This is a genomic window from Vibrio fujianensis, assembly GCF_002749895.1.
Classification (GTDB): Bacteria; Pseudomonadota; Gammaproteobacteria; order Enterobacterales; family Vibrionaceae; genus Vibrio; species Vibrio fujianensis.
Map to the genome: position 1 here is coordinate 725,653 of NZ_NBUS01000054.1, position 9,470 is coordinate 735,122.

Annotated in this window: 11 protein-coding genes and 1 pseudogene; 1 reads left to right on the forward strand and 11 read right to left on the reverse strand. The window is 43.6% G+C overall.

The window, feature by feature from the left end; genetic code table 11:
- The 7 genes from B7C60_RS17280 to htpX all read right to left on the reverse strand — a co-directional run.
- The coding region (locus B7C60_RS17280) for a DUF2878 domain-containing protein (RefSeq protein WP_216639337.1) at window positions 1-494 on the reverse strand (494 nt) is incomplete at its 3' end.
- Window positions 494-1,732, reverse strand: a complete 1,239-nt coding sequence (locus tag B7C60_RS16450; RefSeq protein WP_099612570.1) for an SAM-dependent methyltransferase — start codon at window positions 1,730-1,732, stop codon at window positions 494-496. The genes B7C60_RS17280 and B7C60_RS16450, both read right to left, overlap by 1 nt.
- Window positions 1,732-2,508 carry a DUF1365 domain-containing protein gene (locus tag B7C60_RS16455; RefSeq protein ID WP_099612571.1) on the reverse strand — a complete coding sequence of 259 codons (777 nt, stop codon included), beginning with the start codon at window positions 2,506-2,508 and terminating at the stop codon, window positions 1,732-1,734. Before B7C60_RS16455 ends, B7C60_RS16450 begins: the two co-directional genes overlap by 1 nt.
- 11 nt (window positions 2,509-2,519) lie before the next feature.
- Window positions 2,520-3,785 carry an NAD(P)/FAD-dependent oxidoreductase gene (locus tag B7C60_RS16460; RefSeq protein WP_172953256.1) on the reverse strand — a complete coding sequence of 422 codons (1,266 nt, stop codon included), beginning with the start codon at window positions 3,783-3,785 and terminating at the stop codon, window positions 2,520-2,522.
- Window positions 3,786-3,797: 12 nt separating this feature from the next.
- A complete protein-coding gene (locus B7C60_RS16465; protein ID WP_099612573.1) occupies window positions 3,798-4,523 on the reverse strand; it encodes an SDR family NAD(P)-dependent oxidoreductase in 726 nt (241 codons plus the stop codon).
- Window positions 4,520-4,939 carry a nuclear transport factor 2 family protein gene (locus tag B7C60_RS16470; protein ID WP_099612574.1) on the reverse strand — a complete coding sequence of 140 codons (420 nt, stop codon included), beginning with the start codon at window positions 4,937-4,939 and terminating at the stop codon, window positions 4,520-4,522. Before B7C60_RS16470 ends, B7C60_RS16465 begins: the two co-directional genes overlap by 4 nt.
- Before the next feature lie 228 nt (window positions 4,940-5,167).
- Complete coding sequence (htpX, locus tag B7C60_RS16475) at window positions 5,168-6,031, reverse strand: protease HtpX (protein ID WP_099612575.1); 864 nt, start codon at window positions 6,029-6,031, stop codon at window positions 5,168-5,170.
- 310 nt (window positions 6,032-6,341) lie between these two features.
- Here htpX and B7C60_RS17130 point away from each other — a divergent pair, with 310 nt between their 5' ends.
- Complete coding sequence (locus B7C60_RS17130) at window positions 6,342-6,509, forward strand: hypothetical protein (protein WP_099612576.1); 168 nt, start codon at window positions 6,342-6,344, stop codon at window positions 6,507-6,509.
- 59 nt (window positions 6,510-6,568) lie between these two features.
- Here the strand turns inward: B7C60_RS17130 and bioD are convergent, their stop codons facing one another.
- The 4 genes and pseudogenes from bioD to B7C60_RS19855 form a co-directional block, all read right to left on the reverse strand.
- Window positions 6,569-7,255, reverse strand: a complete 687-nt coding sequence (gene bioD / locus B7C60_RS16485; protein ID WP_099612577.1) for a dethiobiotin synthase — start codon at window positions 7,253-7,255, stop codon at window positions 6,569-6,571.
- A complete protein-coding gene (bioC, locus tag B7C60_RS16490; RefSeq protein ID WP_099612578.1) occupies window positions 7,252-8,055 on the reverse strand; it encodes a malonyl-ACP O-methyltransferase BioC in 804 nt (267 codons plus the stop codon). Before bioC ends, bioD begins: the two co-directional genes overlap by 4 nt.
- Window positions 8,043-9,206: an 8-amino-7-oxononanoate synthase gene (gene bioF, locus B7C60_RS16495; protein WP_099612579.1), complete on the reverse strand. Its 1,164-nt coding sequence runs from the start codon at window positions 9,204-9,206 to the stop codon at window positions 8,043-8,045. The genes bioC and bioF overlap by 13 nt, the downstream gene beginning before the upstream one ends.
- A pseudogene (locus B7C60_RS19855) lies at window positions 9,203-9,470 on the reverse strand (biotin synthase BioB); the annotation flags it as partial. The pseudogene B7C60_RS19855 and the gene bioF, both read right to left, overlap by 4 nt.

Genomic DNA, 9,470 nt, shown 5'->3' on the forward strand with positions numbered 1-9,470 from the left:
CGACTATCCATTTCATCGGTGAACACCTTTAGCAAAAAGAAGGTTAACAAGAACCACTGGATAAAGAGTATCCCTAATGTGATCGAAACTGGGTAAACCAGCGTAACAGCACCAAAACGATATCCTGCCCAATAGCTGAGAGCTCCCCCTAATCCGCCCAAAAACATCACCCATAGGCGAGGATAAGTACAAACAACGGTTAACAACCTTTGGCTATACCAAGCAAAGCCTCCCCATAGGGCAATGAGCCATAGCGGAATCCAAGTTGCCTCGGCAAAAATGAATAGCGCAAAGTAATGATTTGCCATATCCAGAGTCATACCGATGATCGTGATGACCAACACCGGAAATATGCGATAACGCGCATAGTAGACAGACGTCAACCAAGTCAAGAGTACCAAGCCAAGCGTGACGCCTTGCCAGTTGGTTTGCCCTAATACCGCGCACAACCAAATCACTTCAAACCATAATGATGGCCACAACAAGCTACGCATTATCCACTCTTCTGCAATGTCATATGAACAGCGCTGATCGTACGAGCGTTAAACCCACCCTCACAGTAGCAAAGATAATAGCGCCACATACGGACAAATCGTTCATCGTAACCAAGTGCCCGTACCTGCTCCAGCGAAATTTCAAAACGTTGACGCCAGTCAGCTAACGTCTGTGCATAATCTAATCCGAGGTCAAAGAGATCACGAATCACAAGATCACTATATCGAGTGGCAGTTTCAGCCAGTACCGTAATTGAGGGTAAAAATCCACCGGGGAAAATATATTTCTGAATAAAATCAACATTATTACGATAATATTGATAACGTTGGTCGACAATAGTAATCGCTTGAATCGCCATTAGCCCTTGCGGTTTTAATCTCTCATTACACTGCTGAATATAGGACTTTAAGTAAGCATGACCGACGGCTTCAATCATCTCGATCGAAACAAGTTTGTCAAACTGCCCGCTCAACTGACGATAATCCTTTTTCAACAGAGTAATTTTATCGCTTAATCCGAGCTGTTTTACCAACGCTTCTGTATAGGCAAATTGCTGCTCTGAGATAGTCGTCGTGGTCACACGGCATCCATACTGCTGAGCCATATAGATCGCCATCGCTCCCCAACCTGTACCAATTTCTAATACATGATCTGTCGGTTGAAGTTGTAGCTGTTGACATAAACGATCCATTTTATTGATCTGAGCTTGCTCTAAGCTCTCTTCAGCAGAATGATAAAGCGCACTTGAATAGAGCATGTTTTTATCTAAAAAGGTTTGATAGAGCGTATTACCTAAATCGTAATGTGCCTCAATATTTTCCTTAGCTTGTCCAACCGTATTACGTTTTAACCAATGTCCAAGTTGGTTAACCGTACGTGTCCATACGCTACTTTTCGCTTCCAGTTGATCAAGTGCCGACAGGTTTCTCGCCATCAATTCCATCACCGCCGTCAAATCTGGACTATCCCACCACCCATCCATATATGCTTCTGCAGCGGCAATACTGCCTCCTTTGAGCAACCGAGCATAAAAATCAGGATGCTTCACTTCGATAAAGGCATGCAACTGGCCAGTATCACTAGAGCCAAATTGTTCCATGTTTTCATCATGATATGATTCTTTAATGGTCAAGCTACCAATACGTAATAAATGGAGAGACCTCAATGCCACCGCTCTGGCACCTTTGGAAAACATAGTCCGGGTTTTAGGCATTATTAAAGAAGCGGACGGTATCATTATTCTCTCTCCTTACTCTTGTCTTGTTCCGATTGTGGGTGTGCATAAAAGGGAGCACCTTTACGCCAAAGTTTAAAAGCATGCCAATAAATCCCCACCATCACTTTCACTGTCATCATCGGTGTTTTGAGCAATAACTTAATCAGTGCATTACTGGTAAAAGGTTGAGCACGCAAGGTCAATGTGGCATCAAACTCTTTATGCTGCCGGTGACACTCTAAATGCACCATTAAATGATCAGTCAAGGGTTTCAGCTTCCAATGGTATTGTTGGTCGATGGGATTAAAAGGTGACACATGAAAGGCTTTATCTTGTTGCCAATGCTGATTATTGTTACCGGCATCTGCTGGGAGCGCATAATAGTGTCGCTCATTCCAGGGGGTATTGCTGACTTCAGCTAATAAATAACGCCACAGGCCTTGTTCATCATATAAGTAATAAAAATTAACGGGACTAAAATACAGCCCGAGGTAACGTAAATGGAGTACCGCGACGACTTTACCCGTTATCTTGTCACCAGTTAATTGCTCTACTTTACTTTGCACTGCACGCTTTAAATCACCCTCACCGAGATAATCTTGACGACGAAAGCGTGCCCAGTGCCACCATTTTTCACCTAGCCCCCAGACTTGATTTTTCAATGCTTGCCATTCATCCAAATCAATACAGGGCATGAATAATCGGTAGTTCAGCGCATGTTGCACAGGGGTTAAGCGGCGATGCCGAATATGACCAACCATTAAGCAACTTCCGATATGAGATGGAACGTCACTCATTTCACAACTCCTTATTTAAACTTCGCTTGCAGAGCATTTAATTGTGTCACAACATCCAAGCCGCTTTTTACACCATCTTCATGAAAACCGTTGTGCCAATACGCACCACAAAACCAGGTATGATTAATACCATTCACCTCTGATTTACGTTGCTGGGCAGCAATCCCTTGTGTCGTAAACACTGGATGATGATAGATAAACCGCCTAAGCACTTTATCTGGATCAATATCTTGACCGCTATTGAGCGTGACACAAAAAGTGCTTGAAGAAGAAATATGCTGCAGAATATTCATATTGTAGGTTAAAGAGGGTAAACGGGTTTGCTGATCTTGCACGCCCTTCAACCAGTAGTTCCAAGATGCCCACGCAGCTTTCCTTTTTGGGAGTAACGAGGTATCGGTGTGTAAAATCACTTCATTCGCCTGATAAGTCATGGCCCCCAGAATATCTTGTTCTTTTTCGGTCGGATCGGCCAACATCGCTAAAGCTTGATCGCTATGACAAGCAAAGATCACTTGATCAAACCGTTCTACTTGGTCATTGACGGTTAATTCTACCCCTGAGTCCATTCGGCGTACGGATGTGACCGGAGAATTTAGCCTGATCTGCTGCTGAAACCCTTTCGTTAAAGGCGTGATATACGACCGTGAGCCGCCTTGAATAACATACCACTGTGGACGATTAGCTACTTCAAGTAATCCATGGTTTAGAAAAAAGCGTAAGAAAAAACCCAACGGGAAAACTCGCATATCTGCCAATGAAGATGACCAAATGGCAGCTCCCATCGGTAAGATATAATTTTCACAGAAATAGTCAGAAAACTGATGGTGTTGTAAAAAGTCCCCCAACGTGAGTAACGTTTGTGCTGGCTGATGACTCGCCAACTTAGCCAACCGATTAAAGCGCAATATTTCGCCAATAAAACGATAAAACTTAGGGTTCAGCCAATTTCGTTTCTGCGCAAATAATGTCGTTAAGGTATGTCCGTTATATTCCAAGCCATTGCCATCATTACGGACACTAAAACTCATTTGTGTGGGCAGCCCTTTGACACCGATTTCGTCCATCATACGGATAAAATTTGGATAAGTGCGGTCGTTATAGACAATAAAGCCGGTATCAATTACGTAATGCTGCCCTTCCCATTCAACATCGACCGTTGCCGTGTGACCCCCAATATAATCATTGGCCTCAAACACGGTGATATCATGATCAGTATGTAAATAGTGACCACACGTTAAGCCTGAAATTCCGCTGCCAATAATAGCAATTTTCATGATTTATCCTTTTTATACACGAACCAGCCACTTCACCCATTGATGCTGCCAACGATAGGGTAATAAGGCGAGTAGTCGAATCATCCAAGTAAAACGGGCTGGAAAATAAATATTTTTTTTCCCCTTTGCTAACCCGGTACGAATGGCTTTTGATGCCTGTTGAACGGTAATCATCATAGGCATTGGGAAATTATTTTTGTCGGTTAAAGGCGTGGCGACAAAGCCTGGGAAAATGGTGGTGATAGCAACGCCTTTATTCTGCCAATCTAGTGCCAGTGAACGAGCTAAATAACCCACGGCTGCTTTTGATGCTCCATAAGCTTCCGCTCTCGGAAGTGCTAACTCACTAGCTATCGATCCGACAATCGCCACTCGATGCCCTTTCATCAGTCTCGATTGAATCGCCTCAAGGCAAATTGCGACACCAAAAACATTGACAGCAAAAACACGAGCCAAGCGCTCTGTGTCCATTAATCCATCATCGATATATTCACAATTACCGGCATTTAAAATCCACAGCTCTGGAATAAATGGTAAGTTTGCAAACGCATTCAAGGTTTCTGTTCGATCTGTCACATCAGACACTAAAGGATAGATAGAACCATCATCTGCTGCGAGCTGCTCTAAAGCGGCTCGGTTGCGTCCACAAGCGATAACTTGCCAACCTTGTTGAGCATAATCTTGTGCCAGCTGTCGCCCGATTCCGGAACTGGCTCCGGTAATTAAGACTTTATTCATTGGCCCAATCTCCGCTTTATGCAACGAATCACACGACCAAGTAGCGGTAAGTGCTCGTACAACATCTCGCCTAGATCAAAGTAGTCACGATGATAAATCACTTTGCCATCCTCAAACTTAATACAACTGGTTCCTTGTACTGAAATCATAGTGCCGCCGGCTAACTTGGGATGTTGTAAATGCATCGTCCAAGTGAGAAAAGCATTTTGTCCCAACTGTTGCTGTTCATGGATGGTAAAATCACAACGCTGAACATTTTGATAAAGCTGAACAAAATAGCACTGCAACGCCGCTAAGCCTTCTATATGGTGAGCCGAATCTTCAAAGACGACATGTGGATGATAAAGTTCAGCAAGCTGATCAAGATTATGTTTACTTAACTGACGATAAAACTGACTGACGTCCTGTACATCCATACCATGCCCCATACTTATACAAAATTATTTCCCGTATAACCATTAATTAAGATAGTGCATTTTTCTATAGTTGTACAAATTTATTTTTGTACAACTATAGAAACCTCGACCTATCACTAAAAGCGCGGCAAGTAAAATAGAAAAATGACAAACGATCGTACGAATGAGGGGGGATTGGTCATCTGATGTGGAAAAATTGAACCAGCATAACGCTGGTTCAATATAAAGTTAGAGTTGGCGCAAAGCGGCAATACGTTTATCTAAGGGAGGATGGCTCATCAAAAGTTCAGTTATGGTTCGTTTACCATTAATCCCAAATGCCATCATCGAGCCTTCAAGCTGAGGCTCATAGCTCATTTTTAACCGTTCTAAAGCGGCGATCATTTTGTGTCTTCCAACCAATTGTGCCGCACCAGCATCTGCATGATATTCTCGATGACGGCTGTACCACATAGTAATAAAGCTGGCTAAGAATCCAAAGACTAACTCAAGAACCATAGACACAGCAAAATAGACCATCATATTACTCCCTTCACCCTCATCGGAGTTTCGTGAAGAAATAATATTAGCAATGAAACGAGATAAGAAAATAACAAAGGTATTCACGACCCCTTGCATTAAAGTCATGGTAACCATATCGCCATTCGCAATATGACTAACTTCATGCGCTAACACCGCTTCAGCTTCATCTCTCGTCATGTTATGCAAAAGCCCAGTAGAAACGGCAACCAATGAGTCATCACGTTTCGCACCTGTAGCAAACGCATTCATATCCGGCGCATCGTAGATTGCGACCGTGGGCATGCCAATACCCGCTTGCTGTGCTTGGCGACGAACGGTTTGTAATAACCAATGTTCCATTTCATTACGAGGGCTTTCTATTACTCTTCCCCCGACCGAACGTAATGCCATACCCTTTGACATCAGAAGTGAGATAAATGCACCGCCAAAACCAAATACCGCAGCCAGCACCAATAGGCCAGACAAGCTACCCGGTTGCATGCCTGTTACCGCATAAACAATATTCAAAACAACACTAAGAACCAGCACCACAGCTAAGTTTGTTGCTAAGAATAACAATACTCGCTTCATGACTTCTCTCCAAATCGGACTTTATTAAATAGACGCTGAATGAAGATCTTCAACGTCAGTATTTTAATACATAATGTCATCGATTGAATATTCAAGGCTAGCGGATAAATTGCAACATTTAATGTCTATAGCCAAACAACTTGGCGTTGCAGATAGGCACCGCGACGACTTCAACAAGTAGAACGGCGATCATCCAAAAGACTGATCCGATCAGTCCATCTTTATACTTTAGTCTTATTGAAGCGTCGACTTAAAGCCATTACATTGCCAGAAGTTAAGACAACGTTAAACCTCAGTAAAGGAAACGCTCATGACTGAAGTAAGTCGCTATCAAATGGCAATTGATTTATTACGCTGTCATCTAGGATTAAGTGAAGAAGAAGCAAAACAACAGTTAGGACTAAGCACAGAAGAGACCATTCCTTCTCACATCATGAATATGCCACACTCTTTAGTGGGGTTATCTCAAGAGAAATAGCAGAATAAAGAACAGGGCACATCCTCTGCCGCCCTGCTCTTTAGGGTTCTAAACGCGCGTTATTTGATGTTTAGCAACGGAGAAATATCAATAAAGCGACCTAATTCGCGGCGCTTGACACTTGGCATATAGGGTATTTCACCTAATTTAGGTGCATCTAAGCGAGCTTCAAGTAGTGAAATAATATCGGCATAATGTTCAGTCCCTGGATTCACACGATTCGCCACCCAGCCAACTAAATTTAACCCGTCTGATCGAATAGACTCAGCAGTCAATAATGCGTGACTTAAACAGCCTAATTTAATCCCGACCACTAAAACGACAGGTAATTGCTCTTGTTGAACCCAACTCGAAAGACTTTCGTTATCTGAAATAGGCACACGCCAACCGCCAGCACCTTCGACGAGAACAACATCAGCATGAGCCTTTAATTTCAGCAGTTTTTCACTCAACACCGAATACTCAATGGTTTGGTGTTGATGTTTTGCAGCAATGTGTGGCGAAGTTGGTAGCTCTAATGCAAAGGGATTAATATCCTCATACGGCATTTTTTCTGTTGCTGCTTGCAATAAATGCAGCGCATCACCGTTACGTAATCCTTGCTCTGTTTTCTCACAACCCGCCGAAACTGGCTTGTAGCCAATCGTCGATAACCCTTTTTCAGCATAGGCTTGAAGAATAGCTTTTGAAGCTACTGTTTTGCCTACATCAGTATCCGTACCCGCAATAAATAATGCATCTATCATCGATGTAAAACCCCTAAACAAACCTGATATGTTGCAGGTAGAAGACCTTGATGGTTACGAAACAATTGATATGCCTGCTCTACCTGAGCAAGTGTATGGCGTCGAGTCAATCCTTGCGCTCGACCTGGAACATGGTTAGCACCAATGCCTTTTAAGTCTCGCATCAAAGAGACTGCACTCTCATACCATACCGTGATTGCAGATAAGTCTAAGTGAATTTGTTGATAATCAGCTTGCGCTAACGCAATTTTTATCTGATTGAGCGACGTGAAGCGATTGACGTGTTGATATGAATCAACTTTTAGCCATGATTGTTGTAGCTCAACTAAGGATCCCTCTAATAGTGTTGAAAGACAAACCCGTCCTGTTGGCTTTAATACTCGATAGATTTCTTGTAAGGGCGTCGCTAAGTTTTCACACCATTGCAAAGCAAGACTTGAAAATACCACATCGAATACTGAAGAAGCAAAAGGCAACACTTCACCATCGGCTTGTAGGTAAGCCATTCGAGCAGTGCCACATCGTTGATAAGCTTGCTGCAACATCGCTAAAGAGAGATCGACACACACAACCGTCGCACCTCTTGATTGCAGTATTTGAGAGCAATACCCAGTTCCACACCCCAAATCAAGAATACGCCACCCATTCAGCTGTTCAGGTAGCTTATCAAGTAAACGCAGACCGACATCACGTTGGAAGGCGGCATGTTGATCATAGCGTGCTGCCGCTTTACTAAACGCTTGGGCAATGGCTACTTTATCACTTTGGACTGAAAATTCGTGACTCGTTACCTCGACCATTCATATTTCTCCAATGTATCCATCAAAGCCTGGGTCATCATTTTTACTTGTTCAATTGAATGGTTGGTGGTTAGGGTAATACGTAATCGCGCTGCGCCATGAGGAACCGTTGGTGGGCGAATCGCCGTTAGCCAAATCCCCCTTTCACGTAGGTGATGCGCGATTGTCATTGCACGTTGACTGCTCCCCAACAGAAAGGGTTTAATCGGCGTTTGACTGGCAATAAATCCAGCAACCGGAGACAATGCCTGATCATAAACCGCAGCAAGTTCTGCTAATTTATCACGTCGCCACGTTTGTTGCTGAACCATACCAATGGCATGAGTAATTGCATGGGCTTGTGCTGGTGGCATGGCAGTAGAATAGACATGGTGCCGAGCAAATTGGGTTACATAATCCCCAAGCTCGTCACGACAAAGAATAGCCGCACCGGCTACACCGAGAGCCTTACCAAACGTGACAACTAAAATATCAGGCCAAATCCCCGCCTGCTCACAACTACCTCGACCTTGCTGGCCTAAGACACCCACACCATGTGCATCATCAACCATCAACCAAGCGTGCTGGTTAACCTGCTGATGTATCTCTGCTAATGGTGCACAATCACCATCCATACTAAAAACCCCTTCCGTCACCACTAAGCATGTCGCTGACTCGGTTAATAGCTGAGTTAAATGTTGTACATCATTGTGTTTGAAGCGTTTCATGGTGGCAAAAGACAACCTGCCCGCTTCCATCAGCGAAGCATGATTCAGCTTATCTTGCAGCAGTAAGTCACCTTTTTCTAACAAGGTAAAAAGTAACGCTTGATTCGCACTAAATCCGGAAGCAAATAAAATAGCGCGAGGATAACCGAACCAGTCACATAACGTTTTTTCAAGCCGTTCATGGGCGGCAGAAAATCCAGTGACCAGTGGCGATGCACCACTCCCTGCCCCATATAAACTCAAACCGTGTTGCCAAGCTTGAATTAAGCTTTTATCTGTCGCTAACCCTAAATAATCATTACTAGAAAAGTTAAAGTAGCCCTGACCATTCCACTCTAGATAAGGTTGATTGCCGCCTAGTAGAGGCTGTAACTGACGGATACCGTCTTGCTGTTTTCGTGCCAGCAACGCTTGCTGAATACGAGCATTAAACCGTACCGTCATAAAACGCTGGCATCATAAAATAAGTCATCGGGGCTAGGGCGAGCAGCGACACGCTCAATCACTTGATCAATCAGTTCATTCTCCGCCACTTGATCCGGTTTTTGTACCCGGTGTTGATGATTAATGCCTAATTTAGTAAATAGTAGCATATCGCTATCTTCGGCTGGATTGGGTGTGGTCAGTAGTTTACAACCATAGAAAATAGAGTTGGCTCCCGCCATAAAACAGAGTGCTTGCATCTGTTCGTTCATTTTCTCTCGTCCA